The organism is Acidiphilium sp. MT5, from assembly GCF_054767495.1.
Genome location: NZ_BAABMR010000002.1, coordinates 80,719 through 97,563 on the forward strand (window position 1 = coordinate 80,719; position 16,845 = coordinate 97,563).

The following is a 16,845-nucleotide window of genomic DNA, read 5'->3' on the forward strand; positions in this document are numbered from 1 at the left end:
AAATGAATTTTACTCAGCCGATCATTGATGATTTTGACTATATCGTGTTCGGTGGCACGGGTGATTTGGCACGGCGCAAGCTGCTGCCGGCCTTGTATCATCGCGATGCCGATGGACAAGTGCCCGCTGCCTCGCGGATCATTGGGTCGGCGCGCGCGGAACTGACGCGCCAGCAATTTCAAACTTTGGTGGAAAATAGCCTGACCGAGTTTGTCGGCGCACAAGCGCTCGACCCGGCATCGCTCACCCGGTTTCTGGAGCGGCTGCATTACGTGTCGTGCGATGCCACGGCTGAGCGTGGTTGGGCTGAGCTTGCCACATTGCTCAACACCGCGCCGCGCAAAGTGCGTATTTTCTATCTGGCCACGGCACCGGAGCTCTATGGGGCGATTGCCGATACGATCAAAAATTACCAGTTAAATACACCCGAAACCCGCATCGTGCTCGAAAAGCCGATTGGTCATGATCTCGCCTCGGCGCGCGAGATTAATGATCGGGTCGGGGCGGTGTTTGATGAGCGCAATATTTTTCGCATCGATCATTATTTGGGCAAAGAGACCGTGCAAAACCTGCTGGTGCTGCGTTTTGCCAACTCGCTGTTTGAGCCGGTGTGGAACCATAATGGCATTGACCATGTGCAAATCACCGTCGCTGAGACCGTGGGCGTTGAAGATCGCGGCGGGTATTACGATCATACCGGTGCGCTGCGTGATATGATCCAAAACCATCTGATGCAACTGCTTTGCCTCGTCGCGATGGAACCGCCCGCATCGCTGGACCGCGAATCGGTGCGCGATGAAAAGATCAAGGTGTTGCATGCGCTCGCGCCGATTACGGCTGCGGATATCGCGACCAAAACCGTGCGCGGGCAATATCGTGCCGGGGCGATCAATGGCAGCCCGGTGCGCGCCTATGCCGATGAGCATGATATTGCGCCTAACTCCAGCATCGAAACATTTGCCGCCCTCAAGGTCGAGGTGAAAAACTGGCGCTGGGCGGGGGTGCCGTTTTATTTGCGCTCGGGCAAGCGGCTACCTGAGAAATTATCGGAAATCGTGATCCAGTTCAAACCGGTGCCCTACTGGATTTTCCCGACCGGGTCGGATCAGGCGCAGCCTAATCGGTTGGTGATCCGGGTGCAGCCGAACGAGCATATCCGGCTGCATCTATGGACCAAGGAACCTGGCCCCGGCGGCCTGCGGCTGCGCAACGCGCCGCTCAATCTTAGCTTCGCCGAGACCTTCAAGGAGCATTTGCCCGATGCCTATGAGCGGCTGCTGATGGATGTGGTGCGCGGCAACGCCACCTTGTTCATGCGCCGCGATGAGGTGGAAGCCGCGTGGCAATGGACCGAGACCATTTTGGACGGGTGGAAAAATGCCGGGGATCGGCCCCGGCTCTACACGGCGGGCACCTGGGGCCCGACGGAGGCAATCGCGATGATTGTGCGGGATAATCGAAGCTGGTTTGATGAACAGGCTGGCGAGCCGATCCAATCATGATTATGGTATCAAAATGTTAGGGCGTTACCCTATCGCGGAGGCTGAGCATGGTGCTTGATCCGATTGCCCGTGTAACTGATCGCATTCGTGCGCGCAGCGCTGCCAGCCGCAGCGCCTATCTGGCCCGCATCGAAGCCTTGATTGCGCGCGGTGTGCATCGCGAGGCGGTAGGCTGCGCCAACCTCGCCCACGCGATTGCTGGATGCGCCAAGGCGGATCAGGATGATTTGAAACAAGGCGAAAAACCGAATATCGCCATTGTCACCGCGTATAACGACATGCTCTCGGCGCATCAGCCGTTTGAGGTTTATCCGGCGCTGATCAAAGACGCGATCCGTGCTGCGGGTGGCGTGGCGCAGGTGGCGGGTGGGGTGCCAGCGATGTGCGATGGCGTGACCCAAGGCCGCGAGGGCATGGAGTTGTCGTTGTTTTCACGCGATGTGATTGCCATGGCGACCGCCATTGCCCTGTCGCATGACGTGTTCGATGGTGCTTTGCTGCTCGGCGTGTGCGATAAAATTGTGCCGGGTTTGGTGATCGCGGCGCTGAGCTTTGGTCATTTACCGGCTATTTTTGTGCCCGCCGGCCCGATGCCGTCTGGCCTGTCGAACGGTGAGAAATCGCGCATTCGCCAGCTTTACGCCACCGGCGAGGCCAGCCGCGCCGAATTGCTGGACGCGGAAGTGGCGGCGTATCACGCGCCGGGAACCTGCACATTTTACGGCACCGCGAATTCCAATCAGATGCTGATGGAAATCATGGGGCTGCATTTGCCGGGCGCCTCGTTCGTCAACCCCAACACCGCGCTGCGCACCGCCCTCACCCAAGCCGCCGCCGCACGGATCCTCACCATTACCGCACGGGGCAATGAATTCACGCCGGTTGGCCTGATGATCGATGAACGCTCGATCGTGAATGGCATGATCGGCCTGCTCGCCACCGGCGGCTCGACCAATCATACCATCCATTTGATCGCCATGGCCCGCGCCGCCGGGATTCACATTACCTGGCAGGATTTTTCGGATTTGTCCGATCATATTCCGTTGCTGACGCGCATCTATCCGAACGGGTCGGCGGATGTGAACCAGTTTCAAGCCGCGGGCGGCATGGCGGTGCTGATGGCCACGCTGCTCGATCATCGCCTGTTGCATGGCGATGCGCGCACCGTGTGGAGCGATGAGGGGCTCAACGCCTATCGTCAGCGCCCGACGCTGGTTGATGGTGCGCTCCGCTGGGTGGCAGGCCCGGCTGAAAGCTTGGATACCGGCATTCTGCGCCCTGCCGACGCGCCGTTCAGTGCCGATGGCGGCTTGAAAATCATGCGCGGCTTGTTAGGCGAGGCGGTGGCGAAAATTTCCGCCGTCAAAGCCGAGCACCGCCTTGTTGAAGCGCCGGCGCGGGTGTTTCGCAGTCAGGAAGCAATGCAGGCCGCGTTCAAGGCGGGCGAGCTGCATCGCGACGTGGTCGTGGTGGTGACCCATCAGGGGCCGCAGGCCAATGGCATGCCAGAATTACACAAGCTGACGCCGCCGCTCAGCGTGTTGCAGGACCTTGGCTTTCGGGTTGCACTGGTGACCGATGGCCGCATGTCCGGCGCGTCGGGTAAAATCCCCGCCGCCATCCATGTGACGCCGGAAGCGAGCCTCGGTGGCCCGATAGCCCGACTGCGCGATGGCGATATCATTCGGGTTGATTGCACCACCGGCACCCTCACGGCTTTGGTTGATCCCGCCGAATTTGCCGCGCGGGCGCTGCCGGAGATTGACCTGTCCGCTTCCCATAGCGGGCTGGGTCGTGAATTATTCAGCAGTTTTCGCCAGGCTGTCAGCGGCGCCGCATCGGGCGCGAGTGTGTTCGCATGACCCAACAAGCCCGGCTCGCTGATTATCTCGCACTGGCACCGGTGGTGCCGGTGGTGGTTATTGATGATGCGATCCACGCGATCAGCCTAGCGGAAGCCCTGCTCGCGGGCGGGATTGGCATTATAGAGGTGACTATGCGCACCGAGGCGGCGCTGCCCGCCATCGCCGCGATGGTGCGTGCGGTGCCGCGCATGGTGGTGGGTGCCGGCACCATTCTCACGCCCAGCCAGTATGAACAAGCCTGTGCCGCAGGGGCGCAATTCATCGTCGCCCCTGGCGGCACGGCGCCGCTACTGGCCGCAGCATCGCAGAGCAAAATTCCGTTTTTGCCGGGCGCTGCCACGCCGAGCGAGGTCATGACGCTGCGCGATGCCGGGTTTTTGCTTCAGAAATTCTTTCCCGCTGAGCCAGCCGGCGGCATTCCGATGCTCAAGGCACTGGCCGCACCGCTCCCGGACGTGCGGTTCTGCCCAACCGGCGGCATTTCGCTGAGCAATGCAAGCGATTATCTCGCACTGGGCAATATTGCCTGCGTCGGCGGCTCCTGGCTGACACCAAGCGCCCTAGTTCGCGCCCAAAACTGGACGCGGATCAGTGAACTCGCCGCGCAAGCCGCCCAATTGCGACAGAGTCCCCCCCCAAGCTAATTTTGCGCTCCCTCGCGCTGGACGCGTGCGTTTTTGCTCCGTCACGCTGGATGCGTGCGTTTTTTCTCCGCCGCGCTGGAGCGGGTGCGATTAATCGTCGCGCTGGATGCGCTCCTGGCGCTCATGGCGTTCTTGGGCTTCGATCGACAAGGTGGCGATGGGGCGTGCCATCAGGCGGCGCAGGCCGATTGGCTCGCCAGTTTCCTCGCAATAGCCATAGTGCCCGGAATCGAGGCGACCGAGCGCTTGATCAATCTTGCCGATCAACTTGCGGGCGCGATCACGCGTGCGCAGCTCCAACGCCCGGTCGGTCTCCACGCTGGCGCGATCCGTTACGTCCGCCTCATGAATCCCGCCTTCGGACAAGCTGGCCAAGGTGCCGTTTGCCTCCATCAGCAAATCGCTCCGCCAGCGCAGCAAACGCTGCCGGAAGAACTCGACTTGCATCGGATTCATATAATCTTCGTCATCACTCGGCATATAGTCAGGTGCTAAAGTAACCAACATGAACGCCAATCCTCCGACTTGCGCGGCAGGGAGACACACTGCCAGCGCTATCTGACGCGGCTTATAGCGATGCCCTGTTGATCAGCCAAGCCACTTCCAACGCTCTTCATCATCCGGTCATGATTTTTCCAATAAAGCGGCTTGCACGCAACGCCGCCGCGCCAGCTCCACCTGCGCGCGCAGTTTGATTTCTGCCAAAATCGGTACCAAAGCCGGATCAGCCGGCGCGCTCATCGCCGCCAGCGCCTGATCGAGCGCGCTCAACCGCACCCCCAGCGCGCCATGAGCCTCGTCTAGCAAAGCCAACTGGATCGATTCCAGCGCGCTCAAAACCTGCTCGCCGCCCTGCCGCGCCAACCGATCACGCAGCACCGGGGAGGCATCATCCTGGAGCGCCAGCACGCCCCCCAGCCCTAACGGCGCCACGTTCGCCGTGGCAGCACCGGCGATTGGCGCCATCTGGAACCCCCCGACCGGACGCGCCCCCCGCACCATACCCAAGCGAACCCGCTCCGCCGCCCGCACGCCGCTGATCATACTCATCGCCGTTCACCCATTAAAATTTGCCGTTATCGCGAACACCGGTCGATTTTATCGGTAAATTGTTAACTTTTCCCTGCCATAACCCGATTCATGCGAACGATTTTTTTCTCCCGCTTGGTGCGCTGGCTGGCTCTGGTCCCGAGGCTGACGCTGGCTCTGCTCCTGCTCGCGTCGATTATCGGCGCAGCGCAGGCGCAGGTGCGGATCAAGGACATCACCGATATTCAAGGCATCCGCAACAACCAACTCGTCGGCTACGGGCTGGTTGTCGGGCTGAACGGCACCGGCGATTCGCTCAATAATTCCATTTTCACCAAGCAATCGCTGATCGGCATGCTTGAGCGGCTCGGCGTCAACACCCAAGACCAAGCGGCTTCGCTGCAAACCAAAGACGTGGCAGCGGTGATGGTCACCGCCAATCTGCCCGCCTTCACCCATAGCGGCGAGCAGATCGATGTGACGGTTTCGGCGCTGGGCGATGCGAAAAATCTCACCGGCGGCACCTTGCTGGTCACGCCGCTTTTGGGGGCGGATGGGCAGGTTTACGCGGTTGCCCAAGGCTCGCTGGTGACCGGCGCGATTGCCGCGCAAGGTGCCAATGCCTCCTTTACCCAAGGCGTGCCGACAGTGGGGCGGATTACCAATGGCGCTATCGTTGAGCGTTCGGTGAATTTTAATCTTGCCGGCGAAACGTCACCGAAACTGGAGCTGCGAAACCCTGATTTCAACACCGCCGCCCGCATTGCGCGGGCGATCAATCACCAGCTTGGCGGCGGCGTTGCCACGGTCGATGACCCGCGCACCATCACGCTCGCGCTCCCGAAAGGCGAGGTAGTGACTGATCTGACGGCCATTGAGGAGCTACGCGTCAAGCCATCAACCCCGGCGACGGTGGTGGTTGATGAGTCGACCGGCACAATCGTCATGGGTGCCGATGTGCGGATCAGCACGGTCGCCATCGCGCAAGGTGATCTGACGGTGCGCGTCACCAATACGCCAGAAGTCAGTCAGCCCAATGCGTTTGGTGCCGGCAAAACCGTGACGACCGCCCAAACATCAATCTCAGTCAGCAAAGGCAAAGGAAAACGCATGGATATTCTCACCGGCAGTGTGAGCCTGCGCGAGTTGGTCGCGGGGCTCAATTCGCTGGGCGTGGCGCCGCACGACATGATCGGCATTTTGCAGGCGATCAAGGCGGATGGTGCCTTGCAAGCCAAGCTGGTGGTCGAATGATCAAACCCATCGCTGCAGCGCTCAACCGGCTCCAGGCCCCGGCGCAAACCCCGCAAGCCATTCACGCCGAAGCCAAAAAATTTGAAGCGATGGCGATTGCACAGTTCCTCAAGCCAATGTTTCAAACCATGGGCCATGCCGAAGCGCCTTTTGGCGCGGGCAAACAATTTCAGGCGTTTCAGCCGATTTTTCTGCAAGCGGTGGCAAGCGATATGGAGGCGCGCGGCGGACTTGGCCTCGCGCCCGCGATTGAAGCCTCACTCACGGAATCGGCCCAACCCTCCCATCCCAAACCCTAGATCAAGGCTGCCGCAATGACCCACCCTGCTCTGCACGCCCTCACCACGAGCGCCACCACCTTGACCGCCTGCCTCAATCAAGAAACTGCCGCCGTGGCTTTGCAGAATTGGGCTGCGATGAATGATGCACTGGAGGCGAAACGTGAGGCGATTCGCCATTTTGAGCTGGCCTGGGCGGCGGCGGCACGTTGTACCGGGTTCGATCAAGCGCAATTGGCGCGCACACTTCGCCCGCTATGGGATCAGCTTGATCGGGCGATCACCGATAATCGCGACGGGTTGGCACGGGCAATCTCCGCGCAGGATGCCGTCATTGCCACGGTGCTCCACGCGCTGGATGAAGATCCCAGCTTCACGACCTATGGCAGCCCACAGAATAAGCCAGTTCGGGCGGTTGCACTGACCACACGCGCGTAAATTTTGCCTCTCGCGCTGGATAGTGGCAAGGCAGATTTATGCATGTTACGCTCGTCACCGAAGCCCCGTTCATCGCCGTCTCCGGCGCGTCCTTTTATCATCGCCGGATGCTGGCCGCATTTGAGCAGGCTGGCGATGACATCGAGATCATCGCGTTGGATCAGCCGGCACCGCCTGATCTCGCCGAAACAATCACCCCGGGCGCCTCGATTCTGGTTGAAGGCAGCGGGCTGCGTTGGCTCGGCGAGAGCATCGCACCCTTGCAGGCACGCGGGGCTTGCGTGCTGATCCATCATCCCAGCGCGCTTGAACCTGGCACGCCCGAGCCGGAGCGCACGGCGCTGAAGGCGCTGGAGCGTCATAGTCTGCCGGGTTTCCGTCGGGTGATCGCGGCGAGCGCGCCGATTGCCGAACGGCTTGCCCATGAATTCTGCGTCGATCCGGATCAGATCTGCGTGATCACCCCCGGCACGGACCGCCAGCCACGCCGCATGCTCGATCCCGCCCGTCCGGATGGCAGCCCCTGCACCGTGTTGAGCCTGGGCACTTTTGCACCGCGCAAAGGTCACGAGATTTTGCTACAGGCCCTCGCGACGCTCGCGGATTTGGACTGGCATCTGATCCTGGCGGGCGCTCCGCGCGACGCGGCTTACCATGCGCGCATTCTTGACCTGATCGATACGCTCGGTCTCGGCGCGCGGGTTTCGCTCCGCCCCGCCCTCGCTGGTGCCGACCTCGATGCGGCCTGGGCGCAAGCCGATCTATTCGCCTTGGCCACGCGCTTTGAAGGTTTTGGCATGGCGATTGCCGAGGCCATGGCGCGTGGCTTGCCCATTGCCATCACCAATGGCGGTGCGGCTGGCAGCCTGGTGCCCGCCGCCTGCGGCATCATCGCGCCGGTCGATGACGTCGCCCAATATGGCAAGGCGCTGCGCCGATTGGTCTTCAGCCCGTCGCTGCGCGCCGAGCTTGGTGCGCATGCCTACGCGCATAGCCAAGCATTGCCCGATTGGCCCCATCAGGCGGCGCTCCTGCGTGCGGCGCTGATCTGATCAGCCGACATGTTATTGCGCAATCAAGCGGCGTTCGCTAATTCTATGTGGAAATTCGGAGCAAAACCATGAGTTTTAAAGTTGCCGTCGTCGGCGCGACCGGTGCCGTGGGCCGCGAAATGCTGAAAACGCTGGCTGAGCGGAATTTTCCGGTCAGAGAAGTCGTGGCCTTGGCTTCGCCGCGATCAGCGGGTCAAATGGTCAGCTTTGGCGATGATCAGGTGCTCACCGTCAAGAATCTTGAAACTTTTGACTTCACCGGCACTGATTTCGCCCTGTTTTCGCCCGGCGCGGCCATTTCGGCGATCCATGCGCCACGCGCCGCCGCCAGCGGATGCATCGTGATTGATAACACCAGCCATTTTCGGATGGACCCGGATGTACCGCTCGTCGTGCCCGAAGTGAACCCTGAGGCGCTGGATAAATTCTTCGCCCGCGCCAATTGGCGCCGGATCATCGCCAATCCGAATTGCTCGACCATTCAGATGGTGGTGGCCTTAAAACCCCTCCATACCCGGTTCACGGTCAAGCGGGTGGTGGTTGCGACCTATCAATCCGTCTCCGGCGCCGGCAAAGAGGGTATGGATGAGCTGGAACGCTCGACCAAGGCCACCTATGTCAATGATTATAACAAGCCCGAGATCTTTACCAAGCCGATCGCGTTCAACGTCATCCCGCATATCGATCATTTCATGGATGATGGCGCGACCAAAGAAGAGTGGAAAATGGCGGTCGAGACCCGCAAAATCCTCGATCCTGATATCGCTGTGATCGCGACCTGCGTGCGGGTGCCGGTCTTTATCGGCCATGCCGAGGCGGTTCATGTCGAATTCGCGCGCTCCGCCCCGCTGGAGGCCGCACGCAGCGCGCTGCGCGGTGCGCCCGGCGTGATCCTGTTCGATGAGCGTGATGATGGCGGTTATATCACCCCGGCCGAATCGCAAGGTGAGGACGCGGTTTATGTCTCGCGGCTGCGGGTGGACCCCACCGTTGAGCATGGGCTCGCTTTCTGGTGCGTGTCCGATAATTTGCGCAAAGGGGCGGCTCTGAACGCTGTTCAAATCGCGGAAACATTGCTTGAACGCGGTTTGTTGATTAAGCGCGCCGCGTGAGCGCACCTGCGGCCACCGACCAGATCGCGGCGTGATCCTGCCAAAGACCGGTCTCGGTCGCGGTGCAAAAAACATGCATCGAGCCGCCCAGCACGTGATCGCGCAGGGCAGCTTGGCGGGTGTGATCCAAATGCACGAATGGTTCATCGAGCAATAAAACCGGCGGCGTGCCGCGCCAATCGCGCACCAATTCGGCGTGAAACAGAATAATCGCCACCAGCATCGCCCGCTGCTCGCCGGTCGAGGCCAGAGCGGCCGGCGCGCCGCGCGCATCCGCGATCGACAAATCAGCACGCTGCGGCGAAATCGGCGTATGGCCTGGTCCGCGCGTCGAGGCTAGGCGCGCCCGCAGCCGATCTTCCACCTCGACCGCCGGATGAGCGGCGAGCAAGCTGCCGATTTCGCACAGCAAATCGAGCCGAGCCGGCGGAAAAGCCGCCATCGCTGCGCGTGGTGCCATTGCTGCATTCAGCCGGGCGATCAGATCCAGCCGAGACGCCGTCATCGCGACCGCATGACGCGCCATCGAATCTTCCAAAATGCCGCACCAAACCGGATCGAACCGCCCCTGCTCAAGTAAACGGTTACGATTGGCCGCCGCCGCCTCGAACGCTGCCACCTGGCGGGCATGGCCTGGCTCCAGCGCCAAGGTCAGTCGATCCAAAAACCGCCGACGCGCCGACGCGCCCTCGGTAAATAGCCGGTCCATTTGCGGGGTTAGCCACACGGCGCTGAACAAGGACGCCGCTTCGGCGCTGGATACCGCTTGGCCGTCCACGAAGAATTTCCGGCGTTCGCGCTCGCCGGTGCCAACCGTGCTGGTCAGCTCGAGCTGCTCAGCCGGGCGATCCTGCGCGGTTATGGCGCCGGCCAGAGCAAAGCCGCCACCAGCATCCGGGGCGCGGCGCGCCAAATCGGCGAATTTCGCGCCGCGCAAGCCACGCCCGGGGGCGAGCAGCGAAATCGCCTCCAACAAATTGGTTTTGCCGGCACCATTCGGCCCGACCAGCACATTGACCCGCGCCTCAATCGTCCAGTCCAGCGCGGCGTAAGAGCGAAAATGGACGAGCCGCAACGCCGCCAGATGGGTCAATGCTGCATCACACCCGCGTCATGCGCGTATCATACGCGCATGGGCATCAGCACGAATACCGCACTTAAATCACCCGCATCGCGCACCAAGGTCGGTGTTGCGCCATCAGCGAAGCAAAACTCGACATCGCCAGAGATTTGCTCAGCTACATCGTTCAAATAGCGCGATTGGAAGCCGATTTCGATCGGCGTTGAGTCGTAATGCACCTGGCCGGATTCCAGCTCCTCGGTCGCGGTGCCCTGCTCGGGGCTGGTGGCAGAAAGCACCAGCATATCGCGCCCGACCGATAATTTGATCGGCCGGTTGCGCTCGGTCGAGATCGCGGAAACGCGGGCGACGGCGGCGGTGAAATCTTTTTTATCGACGCGCATGATTTTGTCGTTCCCGACCGGGATCACCCGGCTGTAATCGGGATAGGTGCCATCGATCAGCTTGCTGGTCAGGCGCATGGTGCCAAACTCGAACTGAATCCGCGTCTCCGACAAGGAAACGCCGATCTCGCCGCTGCTCTCGTCGAGCAATTTGCGAACTTCATTGACGGTTTTGCGCGGGATAATCACCCCCGGCATGCCCGTCGCCCCTTCTGGCAGCGGCTCTTCGACCCGCGCGAGACGATGCCCATCGGTTGCGACTGCACGCAACACCGGCGTGCCGTCGGTTTCAGCGACATGCACGTAAATGCCGTTCAGATAATAGCGGGTCTCCTCGGTCGAAATCGCGAATTTGGTGCGATCGATCAGCCCGCGCAGGGCCTGGGCGGGCACGGCGAAACGATGGCTCAGCTTGCCCGCATCGAGCTTGGGGAATTCATCCGTCGGCAACACGACCAGATTAGTGGCATAGCGCCCGGCCCGCAGCGCCAAAGGTGCGTCACCGCCCGGATGATCGAGCTCGATGGTCGCCCCCTCTTGTTGGCGGCGCACAATCTCATACAGGGTCGCGGCGGGGGCGGTGACCGCGCCATCGCGCATGGTCGTTGCCGGAATTTCCTCGATCAGCGCAATTTCCAGATCGGTGGCCGCGATGGTCAGCCGCCCCTCGCGCACGGATAAGAGCACATTGGCCAAAATCGGGATTGTGTTGCGGCGCTCAACAATATTTTGCACATGGGCCAAAGCCTTGAGCAATGTCGCGCGGTCTGCCTTGAACTTCATGGTGTCCTTCCAGTCTTCCCGGCCGGCAGCCGGCCTCGTATTTTGAGCTTCCGGTTTCACGCATAGCCTAGATTCGCGCCAGATAGAACAGGGGGATCGCAGGCTCTTCATCAAACCGCCATCATTCGCCGCGTGACAGGCCGCCCCACTCTTGATAAGGCACCCGCGTGGGTGGCTATGCCGGTCGCCAACTTCGTCTCACCTTAACCGCGAATAAACGGGAGCGCCCATGTCCAGCATCGCCCCGCCCGCCCTGATTCATGGCCGACGCTTACCCAATATCTGGGACGCGGCGGCCATTGCTGTGGTTTTGGCTATTCTGATCGGCGTGGCCAATGTCGCGCAAGGCACAATGGCGCCGCTCACCAGCGTGCAAGCAACGGCGATCCATCTTAACCCGGCTTACCTGCCCGGCTACGCGCTGCGCACCACCTTGCGGATGTTCGCCGCGATGATCGCCTCGCTGATTTTCACCTTCACCGTCGCCACCCTGGCCGCCAAAAGCCGCCGAGCCGCGATTATCATCATCCCGATTTTGGATATTCTGCAATCGGTGCCAATCCTCGGATTTCTATCCTTTACCGTCTTGTTTTTCTTGCATTTATTTCCGGGTCAGGAGCTTGGCGCGGAGCTTGCCGCCGTGTTCGCCATTTTTACCAGCCAAGCCTGGAACATGGCGTTCAGCTTCTATCAATCGCTGACCACCGAGCCCACTGATCTCGATGAGGCCTGCCGCAGCTTTGGCTTGACGCCCTGGCAGCGCTTTTGGCGGCTCGATGTGCCGTTCGCCGTGCCGGGCTTGGTGTGGAACATGATGCTATCCATGTCCGGCGGCTGGTTTTTCGTGGTTTACTCCGAATCGATTACGGTAGGTAACTCCACCTTCACCCTCCCTGGGATCGGCTCTTATGTGGCGGTCGCGTTGGGAAAGCGTGATCTGTTGGCGATTTTCTATGCGGTCATCGCGATGCTGGTGGTGATTTTGCTCTATGATCAGCTTTTATTTCGCCCGCTGGTCGCTTGGTCCGGCAAGTTCCGGTTCGAGACGGTGCAGGGCGCGGCAAGCAGCGAGCCATGGGTGCTGAAATTGCTCCGGCGCACATTTCTGCTGCGTCAGATTGGCGGCTGGGTTGGTGATCGGGTCGCGGTCATTGGCCGGATGCGCATGGGCCGCGCCGACCGCACCTTCCGCAGCGCGGGTGCAGCGGAGCGCTCATCGCTGCTGGCCGATGCGGTGTTTTATTTATTGGTCGCTGCAGCGGCTTGCTACGCGCTCTGGCAGGTGGTGGCGTTTTGTGCTGCCCATTTGCACTGGTCGGACCTGTTCACCTGCATTGAACTTGCCTGCTTTACGCTGCTGCGGGTGATCGCGGCGTTGTTGTTTTCCTGCATCATCTGGGTGCCCATCGGGGTTTGGGTTGGGTTGCGGCCCAAAGCGACCAAGCTGGTGCAACCGGTTGCGCAATTTCTGACCGCCTTCCCGGCGAACTTGCTGTTTCCGGTGATCGTGGCCGGGATCGTTGCGTTCAAACTGGCGCCCAATATCTGGCTGACCCCGCTGATGATCCTGGGCACTCAATGGTATATTTTGTTCAACGTGGTGGCTGGCGCCTCCGCTTTGCCGGGCGATCTCAAGGAGGTGGCGGCGAGTTTCGGCCTGCGCGGGGTTTTATGGTGGCGCCGCTTGGTGATCCCGGGAATTCTCCCCTATTTCATCACCGGCGCGCTCACCGCGACGGGTGCGGCCTGGAACGCCTCAATCGTCGCCGAAGTCGCGTCCTGGGGCAAGGTGACGCTGGTGGCGAATGGACTCGGCGCCTATATCGCGCAGGCCACGACCGCCGGCAACACCAGCAAAATCGTGCTCGGCGTCGCCGTTATGTCCGCCTTCGTGCTGAGTTTTAACCGGCTGATCTGGCGTCCGCTCTATGCCTATGCCAGCCGGCGCACCAATCTTGGGTAAGGAATCAACGATGGATCAACAGGCCAGCGCCACCATGTTGCTCGAGGTCAACCATTGCGGTCAGGCCTATCCGAAGGATTCGAACAACGAATTGATCGTGCTGGATGATGTGAACGTATCGCTGCGGTCAGGCGAAATTGTCGGGCTGTTGGGCCGTTCTGGCTCGGGCAAATCGACACTTTTGCGAATCATTGCCGGGCTGCTCCGCCCCACGCGCGGCGAGGTGTTGTGGCAGGGCAAACCGGTGCGCGGGCCGGTGCGCGGCGTCTCGATGGTGTTTCAGAGTTTTGCCTTGTTTCCCTGGCTCAGCGTGCAGGAAAATGTTGAGCTGGGGCTTGAAGCGCAGGGCGTGCCGCGCGCCGTGCGTGAAAGCCGTGCGGAGGATGCGATCGATTTGATCGGGCTTGGCGGTTACGAAAGTGCCTATCCCAAGGAACTATCGGGCGGCATGCGCCAGCGCGTGGGCCTCGCCCGCGCCTTGGTGACGCATCCCGATCTGCTGTTGATGGATGAGCCGTTTTCCGCCCTCGATGTGCTCACCGCCGAGACGCTGCGCACTGACTTGATCGATCTTTGGTCGGAACGAAAACTGCCGGTGCAATCGATTTTGATGGTTACCCATAATATCGAGGAAGCGGTGTTGATGTGCGACCGGATTTTGGTGTTTTCCTCTGATCCGGGGCGGGTTGCCCATGAAATGACCGTGCCGTTCGCCCATCCGCGCAATCGTTTGGCGCCAGATTTCCGTCAGATGGTCGATGATATTTATGCGGTGATGACGCGGCGCAAAACCCCGGCGGAATTGCGCACCCAACCCGCGCAAGTGGCCACCGGTTTTGCTACCCCGCTGCATCCGATTGGCACCAATTTGATGTCCGGGCTGTTAGAGACCCTGGCAGCCGACCCCTATCAAGGCAAGGCCGATCTCCCCGCCTTGGCCGCCGCCTTGCAGTATGAAGCCGATGAATTGCTGCCCTTGGGCGAGACGCTGCAATTATTGCGCTTCGCCGATTTGGAAGAGGGCGACATCAAACTAACCGAGCAGGGCAAGAACTTCGTCAATGCCGACACCGATACGCGCAAAAAACTCTTCGCCGAATCCTTGCGCGCCCATGTGCCCCTGGTCGCGGCGATCCGCCAAGTAATTGATGAACGCTGGAACCATCGCGCCTCCGCGGTGCGGTTTCGCGATGAGTTAGAGGATCATATGTCGCCGGAACGCGCCGAAGAAACGCTGCGCACCGTTATCGCCTGGGGCCGCTTTGCTGAGCTTTATTCCTATGATGAAGAAGCCCAGCAATTCAGCCTGGAGGACGTCGAGGAGGAGTAATCCGCCCTCGGTGCCTAACGGGGCATGCGACGGACGGCCTCAAGCCGAGTGGATCAATGATCCACCCGGCCTGAAGCGTAATGCCGCCGAAATCAGCCTCGTTGATTAACCTGAAACGCGACCACCGCCGGCATGGCGGCCCCGCTGCTCACCACGGCCCGCATGACGCTGACCACCCGGCGCTCCCGCGCGATGCGGCTGCCCACTCCGGCTATTATCACCCCGATGCTGGCCACCATTACGGTTTTGCCCCCCACGATTTTGCGGCGGACGCTGCACGCCATGCGGCACGCCGCCCGGAATGAGCTGGCGCCCGATCAGTTTTTCGATATCGCGCAAATAGGCCAATTCGGTTGGCTCACACAGCGAAATCGCAATGCCGGTCGCACCGGCGCGCGCGGTGCGGCCAATGCGGTGAACATAGGATTCTGGCATGTTCGGCAGCTCGAAATTGACAATGTGTGAGACGCCATCAACATCGATGCCGCGCGCCGCAATGTCGGTCGCGACCAGGATTTTCACCCGGCCCGAACGAAACCCATCGAGCGCACGCTCGCGCTGCGGCTGGCTTTTATTGCCGTGAATCGCCGATGCTGGCAGGCCAGCGGCTTCGAGATGCTGCGTCACTTTATCCGCGCCATGCTTGGTGCGGGTAAACACAATGGCGCGGTTCATTTCTGGCACCGCCAGCAATTCCACCAATTTCGCCCGCTTATCATTGGCGGACAGCAAAATCACCTGCTGATCGATCCGCTCAATCGGCCGCGATTCCGCACTCACCGCCACTTCGCGCGGATTGGTGAGGAATTCACTGGCCAAAGCGCGAATCGGCTTTGGCATGGTCGCGGAGAGCAGCATGGTTTGGCGCTGCGCCGGCAAACGCGCCAGAATTTGGCGAATGGCCGGAATGAAGCCCATATCCAACATCTGGTCGGCTTCATCGAGCACCACGGTCGTGGTTTGATCAAGGCGAATGGCGCCGGTGCCCATATGATCGAGCAGACGGCCCGGCGTTGCCACCAGCAAATCAACCCCGCGCAGCATTTGCTTGGCTTGCGGCCCATGTTTCGCGCCGCCAATCACAACAGCAATCGAGGGACGGACGAATTTGCCATAAACCCGCGCACTCTCAGCAATTTGCTGAACGAGTTCGCGCGTTGGCGCGAGGATCAATATGCGGCAGGTGCGATCGGCAGGGCGGCTGACATCATTGGCCAGGCGATGCAGCAATGGCAGCACGAACGCGGCGGTTTTGCCGGTGCCGGTCTGTGCAATGCCGACCATGTCATGGCCTTCAAGGATAATCGGGATGGCCTTGGCCTGGATCGGCGTCGGCGTGGTGTATGATTCTGCGGCAACGGCGCGCAGAACGGGCTCGGCGAGGCCGAGTTCGGTAAATAAGGTCAAAGGAATACTTTCAGAACAGACCGCCGATCCAAAAGGATCAACGGCGAGGAGAAGGGAGGCGGCATGCGTAAATCAGCAACCTGGACGATGCGCACCAAGAAATGGCGGCAAACCTGAGTAACGGCATGAGAAACTCAGTGAACAGGGCCTGCGGTGCGGTAAACCGAATTTACGAGCGCTGTTCTGTTGCCGCCGACTGAGCACGATTCCATCCCTGGCGCAACTGCGCCATCGGCAGCGCGGGCGCGCACTCGGTAGCAGCGCTCACCGAGCATCCCTGCCAATTCATTGATTTAATTTATTTTTGTATCAAACGACGCCATTAATGCCAATATTTGCATGGGTGGCCTGTGCGCCGCCCCGTGGCTCAGACGGTTTTGACGACCACGCCTTTCCAGAACGCAATCCGCCCTTTGATCGCAGCCGCCGCTGGGAGCGGTTCGGGATAATACCACGCCGCGTCGGGGTTCTGCGCGCCCTCGACATTGAGCGAGTGATAACGCGCCGTTCCCTTCCACGGGCAACGGCTGGTGGTGGCGGAGGGCGTCAGCACGCCCTCGATGATGGCGTTGGGCGGGAAATAATGATTACCTTCAACCACCACCGTGTCATCGGATCGGGCGATTAAACGACCATTCCAATAGGCTTCGATCATTGCAGAGCTCCTTTGTTCACCGTGATGAGGCTGCGCCTTGAAACAACGGTGCTGCCACGGCACATGGAA

At 60.8% G+C, this 16,845-nt stretch carries 16 protein-coding genes; 10 read left to right on the forward strand and 6 right to left on the reverse strand.

What is annotated here, in order from left to right; all coding sequences use genetic code 11:
* Positions 1 to 2: 2 nt before the first annotated feature.
* Genes zwf through eda form a run of 3 tightly spaced genes read left to right on the forward strand, consistent with a single transcriptional unit; the run spans position 3 to position 4,011 of the window.
* A complete protein-coding gene (gene zwf / locus ACYUCQ_RS02470; RefSeq protein ID WP_460252915.1) occupies positions 3 to 1,502 on the forward strand; it encodes a glucose-6-phosphate dehydrogenase in 1,500 nt (499 codons plus the stop codon).
* A 47-nt stretch (positions 1,503 to 1,549) separates the two neighbouring features.
* Positions 1,550 to 3,364, forward strand: a complete 1,815-nt coding sequence (gene edd / locus ACYUCQ_RS02475) for a phosphogluconate dehydratase (RefSeq protein ID WP_460252916.1) — start codon at positions 1,550 to 1,552, stop codon at positions 3,362 to 3,364.
* Positions 3,361 to 4,011, forward strand: coding sequence for a bifunctional 4-hydroxy-2-oxoglutarate aldolase/2-dehydro-3-deoxy-phosphogluconate aldolase (eda, locus tag ACYUCQ_RS02480; RefSeq protein WP_460252917.1), 651 nt, complete (start codon positions 3,361 to 3,363; stop codon positions 4,009 to 4,011). The genes edd and eda overlap by 4 nt, the downstream gene beginning before the upstream one ends.
* Positions 4,012 to 4,101: 90 nt before the next feature.
* On the opposite strand, the gene dksA is transcribed toward eda, so the two are convergent.
* Both dksA and ACYUCQ_RS02490 read right to left on the reverse strand, forming a co-directional pair.
* Entirely contained in the window at positions 4,102 to 4,515 is a 414-nt protein-coding gene (gene dksA, locus ACYUCQ_RS02485; protein WP_460253220.1) for an RNA polymerase-binding protein DksA, read from the reverse strand.
* Between the two features lie 120 nt (positions 4,516 to 4,635).
* Positions 4,636 to 5,061, reverse strand: a complete 426-nt coding sequence (locus tag ACYUCQ_RS02490; protein ID WP_460252918.1) for a flagellar assembly protein FliX — start codon at positions 5,059 to 5,061, stop codon at positions 4,636 to 4,638.
* 90 nt (positions 5,062 to 5,151) lie between these two features.
* On the opposite strand from ACYUCQ_RS02490, the gene ACYUCQ_RS02495 reads away from it, so the two are divergent.
* The 5 genes from ACYUCQ_RS02495 (at position 5,152) to ACYUCQ_RS02515 (ending at position 9,174) form a co-directional block, all read left to right on the forward strand.
* Positions 5,152 to 6,294, forward strand: a complete 1,143-nt coding sequence (locus tag ACYUCQ_RS02495; RefSeq protein WP_460252919.1) for a flagellar basal body P-ring protein FlgI — start codon at positions 5,152 to 5,154, stop codon at positions 6,292 to 6,294.
* Positions 6,291 to 6,593, forward strand: a complete 303-nt coding sequence (locus tag ACYUCQ_RS02500; protein ID WP_460252920.1) for a rod-binding protein — start codon at positions 6,291 to 6,293, stop codon at positions 6,591 to 6,593. The genes ACYUCQ_RS02495 and ACYUCQ_RS02500 overlap by 4 nt, the downstream gene beginning before the upstream one ends.
* Before the next feature lie 15 nt (positions 6,594 to 6,608).
* Positions 6,609 to 7,010, forward strand: coding sequence for a hypothetical protein (locus ACYUCQ_RS02505; protein ID WP_460252921.1), 402 nt, complete (start codon positions 6,609 to 6,611; stop codon positions 7,008 to 7,010).
* 38 nt (positions 7,011 to 7,048) lie between these two features.
* On the forward strand, positions 7,049 to 8,062 hold the full coding sequence (locus tag ACYUCQ_RS02510) for a glycosyltransferase family 4 protein (protein WP_460252922.1): 1,014 nt from the start codon (positions 7,049 to 7,051) through the stop codon (positions 8,060 to 8,062).
* A gap of 68 nt (positions 8,063 to 8,130) precedes the next feature.
* The gene (locus ACYUCQ_RS02515; protein ID WP_460252923.1) at positions 8,131 to 9,174 is read left to right on the forward strand and encodes an aspartate-semialdehyde dehydrogenase; all 1,044 of its coding nucleotides are present in this window, start codon (positions 8,131 to 8,133) and stop codon (positions 9,172 to 9,174) included.
* On the opposite strand, the gene recF is transcribed toward ACYUCQ_RS02515, so the two are convergent.
* Positions 9,158 to 10,267 carry a DNA replication/repair protein RecF gene (gene recF / locus ACYUCQ_RS02520; RefSeq protein WP_460252924.1) on the reverse strand — a complete coding sequence of 370 codons (1,110 nt, stop codon included), beginning with the start codon at positions 10,265 to 10,267 and terminating at the stop codon, positions 9,158 to 9,160. The two genes, ACYUCQ_RS02515 and recF, sit on opposite strands and share 17 nt — an antisense overlap.
* A gap of 29 nt (positions 10,268 to 10,296) precedes the next feature.
* Positions 10,297 to 11,421: a DNA polymerase III subunit beta gene (gene dnaN, locus ACYUCQ_RS02525; protein WP_460252925.1), complete on the reverse strand. Its 1,125-nt coding sequence runs from the start codon at positions 11,419 to 11,421 to the stop codon at positions 10,297 to 10,299.
* Between the two features lie 229 nt (positions 11,422 to 11,650).
* Here dnaN and ACYUCQ_RS02530 point away from each other — a divergent pair, with 229 nt between their 5' ends.
* Both ACYUCQ_RS02530 and ACYUCQ_RS02535 read left to right on the forward strand, forming a co-directional pair.
* Positions 11,651 to 13,384 carry an ABC transporter permease gene (locus ACYUCQ_RS02530; RefSeq protein WP_460252926.1) on the forward strand — a complete coding sequence of 578 codons (1,734 nt, stop codon included), beginning with the start codon at positions 11,651 to 11,653 and terminating at the stop codon, positions 13,382 to 13,384.
* A 10-nt stretch (positions 13,385 to 13,394) separates the two neighbouring features.
* Complete coding sequence (locus ACYUCQ_RS02535) at positions 13,395 to 14,714, forward strand: ABC transporter ATP-binding protein (RefSeq protein ID WP_460252927.1); 1,320 nt, start codon at positions 13,395 to 13,397, stop codon at positions 14,712 to 14,714.
* A gap of 105 nt (positions 14,715 to 14,819) precedes the next feature.
* Here ACYUCQ_RS02535 and ACYUCQ_RS02540 read toward each other — a convergent pair whose 3' ends face one another.
* Complete coding sequence (locus ACYUCQ_RS02540; RefSeq protein WP_460252928.1) at positions 14,820 to 16,121, reverse strand: DEAD/DEAH box helicase; 1,302 nt, start codon at positions 16,119 to 16,121, stop codon at positions 14,820 to 14,822.
* Positions 16,122 to 16,488: 367 nt separating this feature from the next.
* Positions 16,489 to 16,776: a DUF427 domain-containing protein gene (locus ACYUCQ_RS02545; protein WP_460252929.1), complete on the reverse strand. Its 288-nt coding sequence runs from the start codon at positions 16,774 to 16,776 to the stop codon at positions 16,489 to 16,491.
* Positions 16,777 to 16,845 lie beyond the last annotated feature (69 nt).

Coding starts and splice junctions, on each gene's coding strand:
- zwf (WP_460252915.1), top strand. CDS start 3: ATGAATTTTACTCAGCCGATCATTGATGATTTTGACTATATCGTGTTC.
- edd (WP_460252916.1), top strand. CDS start 1,550: ATGGTGCTTGATCCGATTGCCCGTGTAACTGATCGCATTCGTGCGCGC.
- eda (WP_460252917.1), top strand. CDS start 3,361: ATGACCCAACAAGCCCGGCTCGCTGATTATCTCGCACTGGCACCGGTG.
- ACYUCQ_RS02490 (WP_460252918.1), bottom strand. CDS start 5,061: ATGAGTATGATCAGCGGCGTGCGGGCGGCGGAGCGGGTTCGCTTGGGT.
- ACYUCQ_RS02495 (WP_460252919.1), top strand. CDS start 5,152: ATGCGAACGATTTTTTTCTCCCGCTTGGTGCGCTGGCTGGCTCTGGTC.
- ACYUCQ_RS02500 (WP_460252920.1), top strand. CDS start 6,291: ATGATCAAACCCATCGCTGCAGCGCTCAACCGGCTCCAGGCCCCGGCG.
- ACYUCQ_RS02505 (WP_460252921.1), top strand. CDS start 6,609: ATGACCCACCCTGCTCTGCACGCCCTCACCACGAGCGCCACCACCTTG.
- ACYUCQ_RS02510 (WP_460252922.1), top strand. CDS start 7,049: ATGCATGTTACGCTCGTCACCGAAGCCCCGTTCATCGCCGTCTCCGGC.
- ACYUCQ_RS02515 (WP_460252923.1), top strand. CDS start 8,131: ATGAGTTTTAAAGTTGCCGTCGTCGGCGCGACCGGTGCCGTGGGCCGC.
- dnaN (WP_460252925.1), bottom strand. CDS start 11,421: ATGAAGTTCAAGGCAGACCGCGCGACATTGCTCAAGGCTTTGGCCCAT.
- ACYUCQ_RS02530 (WP_460252926.1), top strand. CDS start 11,651: ATGTCCAGCATCGCCCCGCCCGCCCTGATTCATGGCCGACGCTTACCC.
- ACYUCQ_RS02535 (WP_460252927.1), top strand. CDS start 13,395: ATGGATCAACAGGCCAGCGCCACCATGTTGCTCGAGGTCAACCATTGC.
- ACYUCQ_RS02545 (WP_460252929.1), bottom strand. CDS start 16,776: ATGATCGAAGCCTATTGGAATGGTCGTTTAATCGCCCGATCCGATGAC.